General features: G+C 62.5%; 15 protein-coding genes. 11 read left to right on the top strand and 4 right to left on the bottom strand.

Annotation, left to right across the window (positions count from 1 at the left end; genetic code table 11):
• Nucleotides 1-147 precede the first annotated feature (147 nt).
• Both RBJ75_RS08120 and RBJ75_RS08115 read right to left on the bottom strand, forming a co-directional pair.
• Nucleotides 148-1095 (bottom strand): glutathione S-transferase family protein, encoded by a 948-nt coding sequence (locus tag RBJ75_RS08120; protein ID WP_044410985.1) that lies wholly within the window; start codon nucleotides 1093-1095, stop codon nucleotides 148-150.
• A gap of 138 nt (nucleotides 1096-1233) precedes the next feature.
• Complete coding sequence (locus RBJ75_RS08115) at nucleotides 1234-2136, bottom strand: LysR family transcriptional regulator (protein ID WP_044410987.1); 903 nt, start codon at nucleotides 2134-2136, stop codon at nucleotides 1234-1236.
• Between the two features lie 126 nt (nucleotides 2137-2262).
• Between RBJ75_RS08115 and RBJ75_RS08110 the strand changes: the two genes are divergently transcribed.
• From RBJ75_RS08110 to RBJ75_RS08100, 3 genes are all read left to right on the top strand, one after another.
• The gene (locus RBJ75_RS08110; RefSeq protein WP_201776315.1) at nucleotides 2263-2742 is read left to right on the top strand and encodes a DoxX family protein; all 480 of its coding nucleotides are present in this window, start codon (nucleotides 2263-2265) and stop codon (nucleotides 2740-2742) included.
• Nucleotides 2743-2806: 64 nt separating this feature from the next.
• Nucleotides 2807-3019, top strand: coding sequence for a tautomerase family protein (locus RBJ75_RS08105; protein WP_044411004.1), 213 nt, complete (start codon nucleotides 2807-2809; stop codon nucleotides 3017-3019).
• A 59-nt stretch (nucleotides 3020-3078) separates the two neighbouring features.
• Nucleotides 3079-3819 (top strand): SDR family oxidoreductase, encoded by a 741-nt coding sequence (locus RBJ75_RS08100; protein ID WP_044410991.1) that lies wholly within the window; start codon nucleotides 3079-3081, stop codon nucleotides 3817-3819.
• A 350-nt stretch (nucleotides 3820-4169) separates the two neighbouring features.
• On the opposite strand, the gene RBJ75_RS08095 is transcribed toward RBJ75_RS08100, so the two are convergent.
• Nucleotides 4170-5009 (bottom strand): AraC family transcriptional regulator, encoded by an 840-nt coding sequence (locus RBJ75_RS08095; protein WP_160297937.1) that lies wholly within the window; start codon nucleotides 5007-5009, stop codon nucleotides 4170-4172.
• Nucleotides 5010-5240: 231 nt separating this feature from the next.
• Here RBJ75_RS08095 and RBJ75_RS08090 point away from each other — a divergent pair, with 231 nt between their 5' ends.
• Nucleotides 5241-5771, top strand: coding sequence for a NuoB/complex I 20 kDa subunit family protein (locus RBJ75_RS08090; RefSeq protein ID WP_044410998.1), 531 nt, complete (start codon nucleotides 5241-5243; stop codon nucleotides 5769-5771).
• A gap of 25 nt (nucleotides 5772-5796) precedes the next feature.
• Here the strand turns inward: RBJ75_RS08090 and RBJ75_RS08085 are convergent, their stop codons facing one another.
• A complete protein-coding gene (locus RBJ75_RS08085; protein WP_044411001.1) occupies nucleotides 5797-7893 on the bottom strand; it encodes a molybdopterin-dependent oxidoreductase in 2097 nt (698 codons plus the stop codon).
• A 522-nt stretch (nucleotides 7894-8415) separates the two neighbouring features.
• Here RBJ75_RS08085 and mdcB point away from each other — a divergent pair.
• The 7 genes from mdcB to RBJ75_RS08050 are packed head-to-tail and all read left to right on the top strand — an operon-like array spanning nucleotide 8416 to nucleotide 14590.
• Nucleotides 8416-9378, top strand: coding sequence for a triphosphoribosyl-dephospho-CoA synthase MdcB (gene mdcB / locus RBJ75_RS08080; protein WP_276156702.1), 963 nt, complete (start codon nucleotides 8416-8418; stop codon nucleotides 9376-9378).
• Nucleotides 9375-9500: a hypothetical protein gene (locus RBJ75_RS08075; protein ID WP_276156701.1), complete on the top strand. Its 126-nt coding sequence runs from the start codon at nucleotides 9375-9377 to the stop codon at nucleotides 9498-9500. The genes mdcB and RBJ75_RS08075 overlap by 4 nt, the downstream gene beginning before the upstream one ends.
• Before the next feature lie 22 nt (nucleotides 9501-9522).
• Nucleotides 9523-10737, top strand: a complete 1215-nt coding sequence (gene madB / locus RBJ75_RS08070; RefSeq protein ID WP_044413331.1) for a Na+-transporting malonate decarboxylase, carboxybiotin decarboxylase subunit — start codon at nucleotides 9523-9525, stop codon at nucleotides 10735-10737.
• Nucleotides 10738-10764: 27 nt separating this feature from the next.
• Nucleotides 10765-11628 (top strand): biotin--[acetyl-CoA-carboxylase] ligase, encoded by an 864-nt coding sequence (locus tag RBJ75_RS08065; RefSeq protein ID WP_044413334.1) that lies wholly within the window; start codon nucleotides 10765-10767, stop codon nucleotides 11626-11628.
• Nucleotides 11625-13289 carry a malonate decarboxylase subunit alpha gene (mdcA, locus tag RBJ75_RS08060; protein WP_044413337.1) on the top strand — a complete coding sequence of 555 codons (1665 nt, stop codon included), beginning with the start codon at nucleotides 11625-11627 and terminating at the stop codon, nucleotides 13287-13289. Before RBJ75_RS08065 ends, mdcA begins: the two co-directional genes overlap by 4 nt.
• A gap of 13 nt (nucleotides 13290-13302) precedes the next feature.
• Nucleotides 13303-13617 (top strand): malonate decarboxylase acyl carrier protein, encoded by a 315-nt coding sequence (gene mdcC / locus RBJ75_RS08055; protein WP_044413340.1) that lies wholly within the window; start codon nucleotides 13303-13305, stop codon nucleotides 13615-13617.
• Nucleotides 13618-13633: 16 nt separating this feature from the next.
• Nucleotides 13634-14590, top strand: coding sequence for a biotin-independent malonate decarboxylase subunit beta (locus RBJ75_RS08050; RefSeq protein WP_044413343.1), 957 nt, complete (start codon nucleotides 13634-13636; stop codon nucleotides 14588-14590).
• Nucleotides 14591-14600: the final 10 nt, after the last annotated feature.

Genomic DNA, 14600 nt, shown 5'->3' with positions numbered 1-14600 from the left:
GGGGGCGGGATGACCATTGGCCAAGCTCGACCGGTTGCATCGCTCATCCGGGTTTTGGTTCATCCCGATCGCGAGCGGCGACGAGTGGCGCAACTCGCCGCAGGGCTCTGAGCATGGACAGCAAAGGGACCTGAGATTTGATCGTCTCTATTGCGCGAACCGATGACGATCATGCGCTTTGCGAAGGTCGATCGACGGCCCCGCCGCGACGATGCCGGAAGGGTTCACCCAGCGCTGGCTGAAATAATAGTGGCGCTTGATGTGGTCGAGATCGACCGTCTCCGCGATCCCGGGCATCTGGTATATGTCACGGAGCCAGTTATCCAAATTGGGATAGTCCCACCAGTGCTTCACGTTGCATTTGAAGTGGGTGTAATAGACTAGGTCGAAGCGGACGCCGGTGGTGAACAGCCGGACGTCGGCTTCGGTGAAGGCGGCGCCCATCAGATAGCGTTGGCGCGCCAGCCGGGTTTCGAGGTCATCCAGGGTCTTGAACAACTTCCAAACGGCGTCCTGATAGGCGGCTTGTGAGGCAGCGAAGCCGGCGCGATAGACGCCGTTGTTCACGGTCTCGTACACCACCGCGTTGAGCGCATCGATCTCGCCCGCGAGCGCTGCAGGATAGAGATCGACCGAGGCATCGCCGCAGCTATCGAACGCGCTGTTCATCATGCGGATGATCTCGGCCGACTCGTTGTTGACGATCGTGCCGGTCTTGCGATCCCAGAGCACCGGAACGGTGACATGGCCGGAATAGCTGGGCAGTGCGGCGACATAGACCTCGTGGAGGAAGCGAAAACCATTGATCGGCTCGGGGGTGTCTCCGAAGGTCCAGCCGTTCTCCATCATGTCGGGATGGACGATGGTGACGGAGATGACGTCCTCGAGCTTTTTCAGTTTGCGCACCATCAGCGTCCGGCATGCCCAGGGGCAGGCGAGCGAGACATAGAGGTGGTAGCGTCCAGGCTCCGCGGGATATTTGGCGCCGGGCTCGTTGGAGATCTGATGCCGAAAGGATGTCGGCTTGCGCTGGTACGTCCCGTTCTCGATCTCGTCGCGATCGGTCGTCCAGCGTCCATCGATCAGTGCGCCCATGGCAGAATCCTCAATGCGTCGGGTTCATTCATTCTCGAAAGGAAACCATCCTGGTGGACAAAAGTTCGCTTGAGGTCATCTCCATGCCGAAAGGCGAAGACACGATCCAGCCCAGGATGGCGGGCGAGGCGTTGCCGATCATTGATCCTGCGCCTGTGCGGTTCGAAACACATCCGTCAGCCAGTCGATAAACACTCTGACGCGCGAGGACAGATGCCTGCTTTGCGGATAGAGCACGGAGACCTCGATTGCCGGCGGCGGGAAATTCTCCAGCAGCGGCACAAGCGCGCCGGCGGCGATCTGGTGGTTGACGCGATAGCGCGGGACCTGAATCAATCCCAACCCGGCGACGCCCGCAGCGGTGTAGATTTCGGCGCCCCGGACGATGACGTCATGGGGCAGCGGAATCTCCAGGATTCGACCGTCTTTCGCGAATTCCATCGGATAGGGTTGCCCCGTGGCCGAGGCCGAATAGGCGACCATCCGATGACCACCTAGATCGTCCGGCGTCGACGGCACGCCATGGCGCTGCAGATAATCCGGGCTCGCCAGTGTCAGCTGCTCGAACGCGGCAATGCAGCGGCCGATCAGGGACGAGTCGGAGAGCGCGCCCGCGCGCACGACGCAATCGATCCCCTCGGTGACAAGGTCGACCATCCGGTCGCCTTCGCTGAGGTTCAGCGAAATGCCAGGATAACGCGCGATGAATCCGGGTAGCGCCGGCAGCACAAAAAACCGCGCAAGCGTTCCCTGCATATCGACGCGGAGCGGCCCCTTGGGTTCGGCGTTCCTGAATACGTTCTCCACCTCATCGAGATCGGCCGGCAGCCTGATGCAGCGTTCGTGGTAGAGCGCGCCATCGAGCGTCGGCCTGACATGTCTGGTGGTCCTTTCGAGCAGACGAACGCCAAGCTCCGCCTCCAGGCGCTGAATGGCATGGGTCGCGGTCGGACGCGGGATCTGCAGGTCTCGCGCGGCCTGAGCGAAGCTGCCGCGCTCAACGATCCTGACGAACAGGCGCATGACGCCGATGCGATCCATGGTCCACGCGTTCCATTGTTATGTTTTTTGAAATAGTGATGTTGAAAGCGGCTTTCTACCCCAAGATTTGAAAATGGCTAGTTTCGCCCTCAGAGGAAGGAGGCCGACATGCCAGATCCAATGCGAATGGACAGCCCGGCGCAGAACGAACCGCGCCTGCTGATCCCGGCGCTCGCATCGTTTTATGCCGCTGCCAAGCCTGTCGCCTATGCGCTGCTTCGCGTCGCCTTTGGCCTGACGATCGTCACCCACGGCGTGCCGAAATTGCTGGGGATTGGCCACGGTTCAATGGCCGATCCGATGGGGGCCTCGATCAACCTGATCGGCAAGGTCCTGCACCTGCCTCTGGCGCCGCAGCTCGCGACCTTCGTCGCTCTGCTCGAGACCTTCGGGGGGCTGGCGATCGCGCTCGGCCTGGCCACCCGCCTTGTTGCGCCGATGCTGGCGGTGCAGATGGCAGTCATCAGCGCAGCGTTGGCACCAACCTATCCGTGGATCGACCGAGGCATCGAATACCCGCTGATGCTCGGCTTTATCGCCCTGTTGATCTCCATCCACGGCGGCGGGCGCTATTCGATCGATCGACGCATCGGCCACGAATTGTGACGGCCGAACGCAAGAGCGCAAGCGTTCACATCATCAGATCAACCAAGCAACAGGAGTGAAGACCATGCCGTTCGCCAATTTCAAGGTGCCGGAGGCCGCGCTGAGCCGTGCCCAGAAGGAGGAGATCGTCCATCGCACCACCGCGATGCTGGTCGAGTATTTCTCCGAAGCCGCCCGAGCGCACACCATGGTGTTGATCGAAGAGATCAAGGACGGCGGCTATGCACGCGCCGACGAGGTGTTCGTGATTCCTGCGGAATATCGAGCCAAAGACTGAATCCAACGAAAGGCGGTCGGCCTTCGCGCCGCCGCCACCATGAGATGGGAGCACGAACAATGACCACGGAAACCAACAGGGTCGCGATCGTCACCGGGTCGTCTCGCGGCATCGGAGCCGCGATCGCCCGACGGCTGGCGCGCGACGGCCTGACAGTCATCGTCAACTATGCGGGCAGCGCCAATGCCGCCGCCAAGCTGGTCGATGAGATCGAGCAGGCGGGGGGACGCGCCATCTCCTGCCAAGCCGATGTCAGCGATCCGCACGCCGTCGCGCGCATGTTCGGTTCGGCGGAAGCTGCCTATGGCGGTGTCGACGTGCTGGTGAACAATGCCGGCATCATGAAGCTGGCGCCGGTCGCCCAGACCGAGGACGCGATGTTCGACCAGACCATCGCGGTCAATCTCAAGGGCACGTTCAACGGCATGCGCGAAGCCGCAAAGCGGCTGCGCGACGGCGGCAGGATCGTAAGCTTTTCGTCGAGCGTCGTCGGCCTCTATCAACCGAGCTACGGCGTCTATGCGGCCACCAAGGCCGCGGTCGAAGCGCTCACCCATATCCTTGCCAAGGAGCTGGGACCGCGCGGCATCACCGTCAACACGGTGGCGCCAGGCCCGGTCGCGACAGATCTGTTTCTGGGCGGAAAGGACCAGGCGACGATCGATCGCATCAAGCAGATGAACCCGTTTGGCCGCCTCGGCGAGGTCGATGACATCGCCAATGTGGTCTCGCTGCTGGTCGGGCCGGATGGCGGTTGGATCAACGGCCAGACTGTGCGCGCGAACGGCGGCGTCATTTGAGGGCAGGCGCCATTGGGAGCTCGTCGGCCGCGATGACCAGCATCGACCCGTCTCGGTCGAGAAGCTGGCGCTTGGCTTGCCCAAGCGCGCCTGGCGCACGATCAGGTGGCGGGGAGGGCACTTGGCTGTCCCCACGCTTTGCCCGCCTGCGTGTCCGCGCGGCGCATCGCGATTATCAGCTCACTGCCAGCCGGCCAGAACGATGGTTGCTGATCGAATGGCCCGAAGACGAGAAAGCCGATCAAATCCTGGCTATCGATGCTTCCCGACAATATCGGCTTCCGCCGTCTGGTCGACATGACCAGACGGCGCTGGAGAATCGAGCGCGATACATTCATGACGCAGTAGGACTAGCGAGCATCCGGTATCGTGAAATATTGTTCGAGCAGGCGATAGGCCCACAGCGCTTCATGATGTCTGGCACGGTGCCGAAGTTGCTCCGGCGTGAGGCCGGTATGCCGTCGCATCTGTCTGATCATGTGCGCTTGATCGGCAAATCCCGTCGCCGCGGCGAGCTGCGCCCAATCGACATCGTCCTTCTGCATCGCCTCGTGCAATTTGGCATAGAGCTGCTCGGTGTGCCCGAGGCCCTGGATGTCCCTCTGGCTGAGGCCGGTCCACGACCTGATGCGCCGTGCGGTCTGCCGCGTGCTGCGTCCAAGACCGGTCATGGCGGCTCGGCGTAACAGATGTCTGCTCCAGTCTTCTATCGATCTCATCGTCCCGATCCCGGCAGGCCGTGCGCCTAGCCAGATGTCCTGGAGTTCGCCCTCAAGAGTTGGCAAGCTGCCTTCGACACCGTGTCGTCGAGCGGCATCGGCGAAATTGCGGCAGGACAGCAGAAGCCGCTCCGGCAAGATCTCTTCGGCCTGCATCATGCGTCCGCTGAATTGGCTCAGATCGAGCCCCGTCATCGTGCAAAACGCGTCCGGATAGAATGAGATGGAGACCCCGTAGGTCTCGCCGGGATTCCAGCTGACCAATGGCCCGAGTTGTGGCCCGTAGACCGACAGGGCTGGCGCTTTTTCCCCCGTCCAGGGCTGCTCCATCTGCCCCGGATGATCGATCAGATGGCAGTCACCGGCGAGCACCCAGGCGATACTACAGAGCGGCGCCGCCGGGAAGAAATTGAAGCGTTGCGACTGGCCGAGCGCGACGCCTCTGGTATCGCGAATGATCGTGCAGAACACACAGCCAGCCATGCTTGGACGCGGCCCTGCGATTTTAGAGGTCGTCGTCGAAGGCACCGTCGGTCCTCCTGCGGTCTGGATCGACCTGCGTTCTGGATCGGCGAACGATGTCCGAACCGTTCAATACAGCGACAGTCAATTTTGAAAAATAACGGCGAGATGGTTGTCGCGCCAGCCTGGACCGGGGGGGCGTCCGGCGCTTTCAGGTGCCCCGGAGACGGGCGATCACAGATGCAGACGACAGAGGCAAGGATGGAATTGGCCGGATATCAGCCGTCGTTTTCGGACGTCAACCACCTGCTTGCCGACAGAGGGTTTTTCGTTACCTCGACAGACGCGATGATCACATGGGCGCGGACGGGGTCGATGTATTGGGTGACCTTCGGGCTTGCTTGCTGCGCAATCGAGATGATGCAGGTCATGATGCCGCGCTACGATCTCGAGCGGTTCGGTTGTTTTCCCCGCGGATCGCCTCGGCAGAGCGATCTGATGATCGTCGCGGGCACGCTGACCAACAAGATGGCTCCTGCACTGCGTAAGATCTATGATCAGATGCCGGAGCCGCGCTATGTGATCTCGATGGGATCGTGCGCCAATGGCGGCGGCTATTATCACTATTCCTATTCTGTGGTGCGGGGCTGCGACCGTATCGTGCCGGTCGACATCTACGTGCCCGGCTGTCCGCCGACGGCGGAAGCTCTGCTCTACGGGGTGATGCTGCTGCAGAAGAAGATCAGACGCACCGGCACGATCGAGCGTTGAGCGCCTGTCGCCGACATCGCGGCGCTCACGCCTTCTGCAGCCACACCCGGTTGTCGTGGAAGCTGCCGCCGCCGGCCGGGGCCGGCTGATCGGCGCCGGTCAGCGTGTTGATGCCGCAGCCGTCCTCGAACGCGTCATTAGGCCAGATCGATTCCGCGATCAGGACGCCGCGGCGCTGGCCGGGGTGGGATTGGCAATGCAGCGTCACCTGGCCGCGGGCGCTGCCGAGCTTGACCTTGTCGCCGGACACCAGCCCGGCGGCGGCGAGGTCATCGGGATGCACGAACACGGTGGGCCGGTGCTCGCGCTTCACGCTGGAGGGGGTCTCGGTGAAGGTCGAATTGAGAAACGTCCGCGCCGGGCTGGTGGCGAGGCGGAACGGAAACGCGTCGGTCGCTTCCTCGATCGCCGGATAATGATCGGGAAAGGCGGGCAGGGACTGGCACGGGCCGAGTGGCCGGGTCCCCAGATAGGCTGCGGTTTGGCGCCAATCCGGCTTGAAATGATATTTGCCGTCGGAATGACCGAAACCCGCGATCTGATGCGCGGTGGAAAAATCGGTCTGAACATCGATCCAGCTCTCGGCTTCGAGCCGATCCAGGCCCGGCCGCCCCGAGGCCGTCAGCGTTTCATCAATGATGTCGCGCGGCGTCATGGCGAAGCCGCGGTGGCTGGCGCCGACGCGCTGCGCCAATGCGGCGATCACCTCGTGATTGCTGCGGCATTCGCCCGGAGCCTCGACCAGTTTGCGCCCCAGCATGATGTGTTGATGGCCGCCGCCCTGATAGATGTCGTCATGTTCGAGAAACATGGTGGCCGGCAGCACCACATCGGCGTAGCGCGCCGTCTCGGTCATGAACTGCTCGTGCACGCACAGAAACAGGTCTTCGCGCGAAAGGCCCGCCTTGACCTGGTTCTGATCGGGCGCGACGGAAGCCGGGTTGGTGTTTTGCACCAGCATCGCTTTCACCAGCGGGCCGCCCTGCAGATCGCTTGCGTCCCCGAGCAACACCGCGCCGATCCGCGATTGGTCGAGCATGCGGCCCGACGGCACATCGGCGTCGCGGCCCTCGATCAGGGTCTTGTCCCATTGGTACATGCCGCTGTTGGTATGCAGCGCGCCGCCGCCTTCATGCTGCCATGCGCCGGTGACGGCCGGGATCGAGGTCACCGCATGCATGTTGACGGCGCCGTTGCGCGAGCGGGTGAAGCCATAGCCGATGCGGAAGAAGCTGCGCGGTGTCGAACCGATCAGCGCCGCGAAGGCTTCGATCTCGGTCTCGGCGATATCGCAGATGCGGGCGGCCCATTCGGGCGTCTTGTCGGCGAGGTGGCGTTCGAATTCATCGGGGCAGTCGGTGTATTGCGCTAGATAATCGCGGTCGGCGTGGCCGTCGCGAAACAACACATGCATGATGGCGCAGGCCAGCGCGCCGTCGGTGCCGGGACGGATCAGCAGCTTGATGTCGGCCTGCTTCATCGTGCCGGTGTCGTAAATATCGACGCAGGCGAGCTTGGCGCCGCGGGTTTTGCGCGCGATGCCGACATGGGTCATCACATTGACCTGGGTGTTCACCGGATTGCCGCCCCACACCACGATCAGATCCGATTTCTGCAACTCGCGGGGGTCGACCCCGGCAAGGCGGCCGACGCCGGCATGATAGCCGGCCCATGACAGCGCCGTGCAATAGGTCGCGTACATGCCGGAATAACCCTTGGCACGGCGCAGCCGTTCGATGCCATCGCGCATCACCAGCCCCATCGTGCCGGCGAAATAGAACGGCCAGACGCTTTCCGCGCCGTGCTCTTGCTCGGCCTTCAGGAATGCGGCGGCGGTCAGGTCGAGTGCCTCGGCCCAGGAGATCCGCGCGAATTCACCGGCGCCCTTCGCTCCAATCCGCTTGAGCGGATAAAGCAATCGTTCAGGGTGATGAATGCGCTCGGCGTAACGTGCGACCTTCTCGCAGATGACGCCCAGCGTATATGAATTGCTCTTGGCGCCTCTGATTCGGCCGATGGTGCGCGGATTCAGCAGTTCGACTTCCAGGGCGCAGGCCGACGGGCAATCATGCGGGCAGACCGACAGGCCGGTCGTAATGGTGGACGGCGCCTTTGATTTCATGCCGCCAACCTACACAGCTGCGACTCGTTCTTCAATCTGACGTCATCAGCTGGTGTGCTGTTTTGCTCAAATTCAGTTGCCTTGATGATGGCATGGCTGTTGTGACGACGGCCTTTTGGCCTTCATCGCTTGCGCTTTAATCCGATAGAGACAACGAGACGAAACCTTTAAGCTGTTGACAGCGCTTCGTGAACTCCGATTGGGCAATACCTCCGTATGATGCCGGATGGGGCGAAAGTATCGTTGACCCGAATAACCTGCAGTGACATACCGTCGCCACACTGATCGTCTCGGTCGAAGAGTTCAGTGCCAGTGATTAGGCGATCGACCACTTCGCATCTTCCCTACGATCCGGCTTCAGCGTTGAGGCGGCGGACCTGCAGGGGAAGGCTACACCAAGTGACTTCGATAAACCCGTGATGGTGTTCTGCTAACGGTGCGCGCCGGTGATGGCGTCGTGCTGCGACCGGATGTTTCTCGAGACTGAGGTCTCGGGGGCGACCGTTCGGCTGGATCGTCGTCATGGACTGCTCGCCAATACGCACCGCTGATCTCACGCCCTATTTCGCCGACGGCATCGCGCCGAAGGCCTGGACCATCGGGTCCGCTTGCCTCAGCGGCATCCTGCTTGAAGTTTCCGCCCATCCGAAGCCGGGTCTGGTGACGCCGCGCTCGATGGGCGCTCACGCCGACATGGATCAGCAGACCTTCATGCTGACCTCGGCGGCGATCGCTCCGTGTTTTCATCGCTGTGCCGCCATTGGCCTCACGCATGGCGGCGAGGCCGCTGCGGTGTTGCCGCCGGTGCGCGCGGTCGGCCGCGACTACGACGTGCTGTTGATGGCGGCTTCGAACGGCGTCAATACGCAGCGCGGCGCGCTGTTCGCGCTTGGTATCACCGCCGCCGCCGCGGGGCGGGCGCATCACCACAATTCAGCGCCGACATCGACGCAGATTTTCGCCGAAGCCGCTGCCATCACCGCCGGACTGGTGCAGCGCGAACTGATCGATCGGCAGGCCAATCCGACCACGGCCGGGGAGTTGCTGCATGCGCGTCACGGCACGCGCGGCATTCGCGGCGAAGTCGAAGACGGATTTCCGACCGTTGCGAAATATGGCTTGCCGACCTTGCGGTCGACGATCGAGGCCGGACACGGCCTCAATCGGGCCCTGGTCCACACCCTGATCTGCCTGATCGCGGAAGCCGAAGACACCACGGTGCTTTGGCGCGGCGGTCCCGACGCGCTCACTTTCGTTCGCGAAGGCGCCAGTCGGATCCGCGACCTCGGCGGCGCGCTGACGCCGCGTGGCCTGGCCGAACTCCACGCCTTCGACACCGATTGCATCGCCCGTCGCATCAGCGCAGGCGGCGCCGCGGATCTGCTCGCAGTCACCATCGCCGTCCACCTCATCGAGCACGGATCGTTTCCGGTCTCGGCGACGGCCGGCTTCGAAACCCTTCATGCCAACGGAGACCAACAATGAACATCATCGTCTACGCGGTGTCGGCCTACGCGCTCACAGCCGCGATCTCATACACCGTGATCGGTGTGATCGTCCTGCTCAGCAAAGTCATGGGCAATTCCGAAGCGTCCGAAAACGCCTGATTGAACTGGAAAGATTAGTCCCATGCTACAGCAACTCTTCACGGTCTTTCCGGGCATCGCCACGATGTTCTTGCAGGAACCGTCGATCGCCTTCGCCCGCGTCTTCCTGATCGTCGCCGGCTTCTTTCTCGCCGTGCTTGGGTTCAAGCGTACGCTCGAGCCGCTGATCATGGTGCCGATGGGCGTCGCGATGATGTGCGTCAACGCCGGCGTGATGTTCCTCGAGGGCAATCACATCGGCACCTTGATGCTCGATCCGATGATTACGGATCCCGTCAAACTGGTCAACGACATGCAGATCTACTTCCTGCAGCCAGTTTACAACTTCACCTTCTCCAATTCGCTGGTCGCCTGCATGCTGTTCTTCGGCATCGGGTCGATGTCGGACATCTCCTTCATTCTGGTTCGTCCCTGGGCGGTGATGACCTGCGCGATCTTCGCCGAGATGGGCACCTTCGTGACGCTGGTGATCGGCTATTACGCCGGCTTGACGCCCGGTGAAGCAGCGGCGGTCGGCACGATCGGCGGCGCCGATGGCCCGATGGTGCTGTTCGCCTCGCTGATGATGGCCAAGCACCTGTTCGTGCCGATCTCGGTCATCGCCTATCTGTATCTGTCGCTGACCTATGCCGGCTATCCCTATCTGATGAAGGCGATGGTGCCGAAGAAGTATCGCGGCTTGGAAGTCGAACTGGAATTCCCGGACGTTTCGCAGAAGGCGAAGTTCGTGTTCACCATCGTCTCCGCCGCGCTGCTCTGCCTGCTGCTGCCGGTCGCATCGCCGCTGATCCTGTCCTTCTTCCTCGGCATCGCCATCAAGGAAGCCGAGATCGAAGTCTACCAGGATCTGCTCGAGAAGACCGTCACCTATATGTCGACGCTGATGCTCGGCCTGGTGCTCGGCGTGCTCTGCGAAGCCTCGACCCTGCTCGACAGCCGTGTGCTGATCCTGCTGGTGCTCGGCATCACCGCGCTGCTGGTCTCCGGCATCGGCGGTCTGCTCGGCGGCTGGGTGGTGTATTTCCTCAGCAAGAAGCCGTTCAACCCGCTGGTTGGCATCGCCGGCATCTCCTGCGTGCCCACCACCGCCAAGCTCGCCCAGAAGATCGCCGGCGCAGAGAACCCCTACGCAATGATCTTCCCGGTTGCGATGGGCGCCAGCATCTGCGGCGTGATCGTCTCTGCTATCGCCGTCGGCATCTTCGCCTCCACCATCACCCTGGTTGCCGCGCACTAACAGGCTCGGAAAATCTGGAGAACAATCATGGTCCGCTTCGTTGACATCATCCCGGACGCGACACGCCTCGGCGCCGTTGAGCGGGGCTATGGCATCGGGCGGACCATTCTTCATGTCGCCGAGATCGACAGCACCAACCGTGCCCTGATCGACCTCGGCAAGACCGGCGTCGAACACGGCACCGTCCTGGTCGCGAACCACCAGACCCGCGGTCGCGGCAAGGGCTCGCGATCCTGGTTCTCCACGCAGTCCGGCAGTCTGTGCGTTTCGGTTTTGATCCGCACCGGCCGGCCGATCGAGCAGGCGTCGCAATTGACTTTGCTCGGTGCGGTCGCGCTCTGGGAGGCAGTCGCCGACCAGGCCGGGATCGCCGCTTCAATCAAATGGCCGAACGACCTGTTGGTCGATGGCCGCAAGATCTCCGGCATTCTTGCCGAAGCCCACACCGATCCGGCCGGCGAATTGGATTTCGTCGTGCTCGGTTTCGGTCTCAACCTGGCCATAGCCGAGGCGGATTTCCCCGAAGACATTCGGAGCACGGCAATCTCACTTTCGACTTTGGCCAGGCGTCCGATTGAGCCGCTGCAGATCCTCGGCGGTTTTCTCGATGCGCTCGCAGTGTGGTTGCCGCTGTGGGAAAGCGTCGGCGTGTCGGCATTCGCCAGCACCTGGACGCGCCATGCGGAAAGCCTTGGCCAGATCGTCCGGCTCATCGACGGCGATGAACCGATCATGGCCCGATTGCTCGGCCTCGCGGACGACGGGGCTCTGCGCATCCAAGACGAGACGGGCACGATCCGCCTCGTTCACTCCGGCGAAATCGCCACGGGCATCCCCGTTGGCCGGGGGCTCGACCAAATCTCCAAGAACCTCACGGGTGTACTCACATGAAGACTGAACGGAAGTGGGATAAGCTGGCCGTCGATACGCGCCAGCGCATGGAGGCCGCGGCCAAATATATCGGTCCTGGCAAACAGGTGAAGAAGGAAGACACGGTTGCGCTGCTGAAGGCCGTCATCCGCTCCTTCGACCGCGTCAATATCGAGGGCAACAACCAGAAGCAGGCCGATTTTCTCGCCGACAGCCTGTTGCAGGTCGATCCCAGCGAAATCAACAATCTGCATATGGTGCAGTCCTGCGTGCCGTTGCCGGTGCATCTCGACATGTTCGAGAAGGGCATCGCCAAAAAGCTTGATTTCGCCTTCGGCGGCCCGCAGGCCGGGCGCGTCGCCAAGTTCATCAGCGAGGGCAAGATCGAGCTCGGTGCGATTCATACCTATCTCGAATTGTTCGGCCGCTACTTCCTCGATCTGACGCCGCGGGTGTCGCTGATCTGCGCCTATGAGGCCGACCGCGAGGGCAACCTCTATACCGGCTTCAACACCGAAGACACGCCGGTCATCGTCGAGGCGACCAAGTTCCGCCAGGGCATCGTCATCGCCCAGGTCAACAAGATCGTCGACAAGCTGCCGCGCGTGGATATTCCGGCTGATTGGGTCGACGCGGTGATCGAAAGCCCGAAGGAGTTCTTCATCGAGCCGCTGTTTACCCGCGATCCCGGCCTGATCACCGACAACCACATCCTGCTGGCGATGATGGCGCTGAAGGGCATCTATGGCGAATACAAGGTCAAGCGCCTCAACCATGGCATCGGCTTCTTGACGTCGGCGATCGAACTGATCCTGCCGACCTATGGCGAGGAACTCGGCCTCAAGGGCGAGTGCTGCACCCACATGGTGCTGAACCCGCATCCGACCATGATTCCCGCGATCGAGGCCGGCTGGGTCGACACCATCCATTGCTTCGGCGGTGAACTCGGCATGGAAGATTATGTCCGGGCTCGCTCCGACGTGTTCTTCACCGGACCTGACGGTTCGCTACGCTCGAACCGTGCCTTCGCGCAGACCGCGGGTCACTACGCCCTCGACATGTTCATCGGCGGCACCTTGCAGATCGACAAGTTCGGCAATTCGTCGACCGCCACCGCCAACCGCGTCGCCGGCTTCGGCGGCGCGCCGAACATGGGCTGCGATCCCAAGGGTCGTCGTCACGTCACCGAGAGTTGGCTGAAATGCGGTCAGGAAGTACCGAACATGCACGACCTGATTGGCGACATGCCGCGCGGCAAGCGTCTTGTCGTACAGGGCCTCGAAACCTTCGGCGAGGGACGGGCGCCCAGCTTCGTCGACAAGCTGGATGCCTGGAAGCTGGCCGAGAACGCCAAGCTCGATCTGCCGCCGGTGATGATCTACGGCGACGATGTCACCCACATCGTGACCGAGGAGGGCATCGCCTACCTCAACCGCGCGCCGAACATGGAGGTCCGTATGGCCGCCATTCGCGCCGTGGCGGGTTTCACCGAGGTCGGCATCAAGGAAGACCCGGCGGAAACCAAGAAGCTGCGCGAAGCCAAGATCTTCCAGACGCCGGAAGATATCGGCGTCGATCGTTCGCGCGCCAACCGCGATCTGCTGGCCGCGCGCTCGATGCGCGACCTCGTTGATATTTCCGGTGGGCTCTACAACCCGCCAACTCGTTTCCGCAACTGGTGATCAGGGGGAAGACATGGCTCTTCAAACGATCGAATTCGAAATCAATGGAACGGGGACGCCCAGGCGCGTCACCAGTTCGGTGCACTATGGCGTCGTCGGCTCCGGCGACCTCGAGGTTCTGCTCTCGCCGTCCGACAAGGCCGGCAAGCTGTCGGTGCGCGTCGTCACGCCCGTCAAGGGCTTCGACGATCTGTGGCGCAGGGTGATCAGTCATTTTGCGGCCGAGACCGGTCTGACCGATGCGCAGATCGAGATCAACGACAACAACGCCTCGCCTGCCGTGGTCGCTTTGCGGCTTCGCCAGGCGCTTGCCGAATTACCGGCCTGAGCAACGAGGATCAATCATGCCCAATTGGACCAAGATTCAGACAAGCTCTTTTCTGGAGAGCAACGCGCGTGATCGGGCGATCGGCCTCGTCGATGAAGGTAGCTTCGTCGAGCTGATCGGACCGTTCGACCGCTTCTGCAGCCCGCATCTCGTCACCCTCGGCGAAGCCGTCGAATTCGACGACGGCATCGTCACCGGTGTCGGCAAGATCGGCCAGCGGCCGGTGTTCGTGATTTCGCAGGAAGGCCGCTTCATCGGCGGTTCGGTCGGCGAAGTCGGCGGCGCCAAGATGGTCGGCACCATCGATCAGGCGATCGCATTCTATGACAGCCTGATCGCCGAATTCCCCGAGCTGCCCGACGCGCAGCGGCCGCTGGTGGCGATCTCGTTCGAGACCGGCGGCGTGCGTCTGCACGAAGCCAATGCCGGGCTGCTCGCCCACGCCGAGGTGATGGATGCGATCCAGCGCGCGCGGCACAAGGTGCCAATCGTGGCGCTGATCGGTTCGCGGATCGGCTGCTTCGGCGGCATGGGCTTCGTCGCCGCCGCGACCGACGCGATCATCATGAGCGAGTTCGGCCGTCTCGGCCTGACCGGCCCGGAAGTGATCGAGCAGGAGATGGGCAAGGACGAGTTCGACAGTTCGAATCGCGCGCTGGTCTATCGCACCACGGGCGGCCGCCACAAATACGTGATGGGCGACTGTAACTTCCTGGTCGACGACACGGTGGCGTCGTTCCGCGCGCAGCTCACCGAGCTGACCTTGCTGCCGATCGCCGAATTCGAGTCGCTGCGTCGCATCGGTTCCGAAGCTTTGGTGGAGAAGCAGCTGCGCGGCGTCGCGCTCGCGGTGACGATCGCCCCGACCGACTCCCGCGACGTCTGGCGCTATGCCGGCAACAACGACCCGATCGGCCTCGCCGACGGTCCCATCGCGGATTTCCGCAAGACCGTCAAACGCCTGGTTCTTTGATTAGGAGACG

The organism is Rhodopseudomonas sp. BAL398, from assembly GCF_033001325.1.
GTDB lineage: Bacteria > Pseudomonadota > Alphaproteobacteria > Rhizobiales > Xanthobacteraceae > JARJEH01.
Note: the sequence above shows the minus strand (reverse complement) of the source record. Positions and strands in the feature narration are given on the sequence as shown.

Bases quoted from the DNA above. Each gene is read 5' to 3' on its own strand.
- RBJ75_RS08120 (WP_044410985.1), bottom strand. From the start codon at position 1,095: ATGGGCGCACTGATCGATGGACGCTGGACGACCGATCGCGACGAGATC.
- RBJ75_RS08115 (WP_044410987.1), bottom strand. From the start codon at position 2,136: ATGGATCGCATCGGCGTCATGCGCCTGTTCGTCAGGATCGTTGAGCGC.
- RBJ75_RS08110 (WP_201776315.1), top strand. From the start codon at position 2,263: ATGGACAGCCCGGCGCAGAACGAACCGCGCCTGCTGATCCCGGCGCTC.
- RBJ75_RS08105 (WP_044411004.1), top strand. From the start codon at position 2,807: ATGCCGTTCGCCAATTTCAAGGTGCCGGAGGCCGCGCTGAGCCGTGCC.
- RBJ75_RS08100 (WP_044410991.1), top strand. From the start codon at position 3,079: ATGACCACGGAAACCAACAGGGTCGCGATCGTCACCGGGTCGTCTCGC.
- RBJ75_RS08090 (WP_044410998.1), top strand. From the start codon at position 5,241: ATGCAGACGACAGAGGCAAGGATGGAATTGGCCGGATATCAGCCGTCG.
- RBJ75_RS08085 (WP_044411001.1), bottom strand. From the start codon at position 7,893: ATGAAATCAAAGGCGCCGTCCACCATTACGACCGGCCTGTCGGTCTGC.
- mdcB (WP_276156702.1), top strand. From the start codon at position 8,416: ATGGACTGCTCGCCAATACGCACCGCTGATCTCACGCCCTATTTCGCC.
- RBJ75_RS08075 (WP_276156701.1), top strand. From the start codon at position 9,375: ATGAACATCATCGTCTACGCGGTGTCGGCCTACGCGCTCACAGCCGCG.
- madB (WP_044413331.1), top strand. From the start codon at position 9,523: ATGCTACAGCAACTCTTCACGGTCTTTCCGGGCATCGCCACGATGTTC.
- RBJ75_RS08065 (WP_044413334.1), top strand. From the start codon at position 10,765: ATGGTCCGCTTCGTTGACATCATCCCGGACGCGACACGCCTCGGCGCC.
- mdcA (WP_044413337.1), top strand. From the start codon at position 11,625: ATGAAGACTGAACGGAAGTGGGATAAGCTGGCCGTCGATACGCGCCAG.
- mdcC (WP_044413340.1), top strand. From the start codon at position 13,303: ATGGCTCTTCAAACGATCGAATTCGAAATCAATGGAACGGGGACGCCC.
- RBJ75_RS08050 (WP_044413343.1), top strand. From the start codon at position 13,634: ATGCCCAATTGGACCAAGATTCAGACAAGCTCTTTTCTGGAGAGCAAC.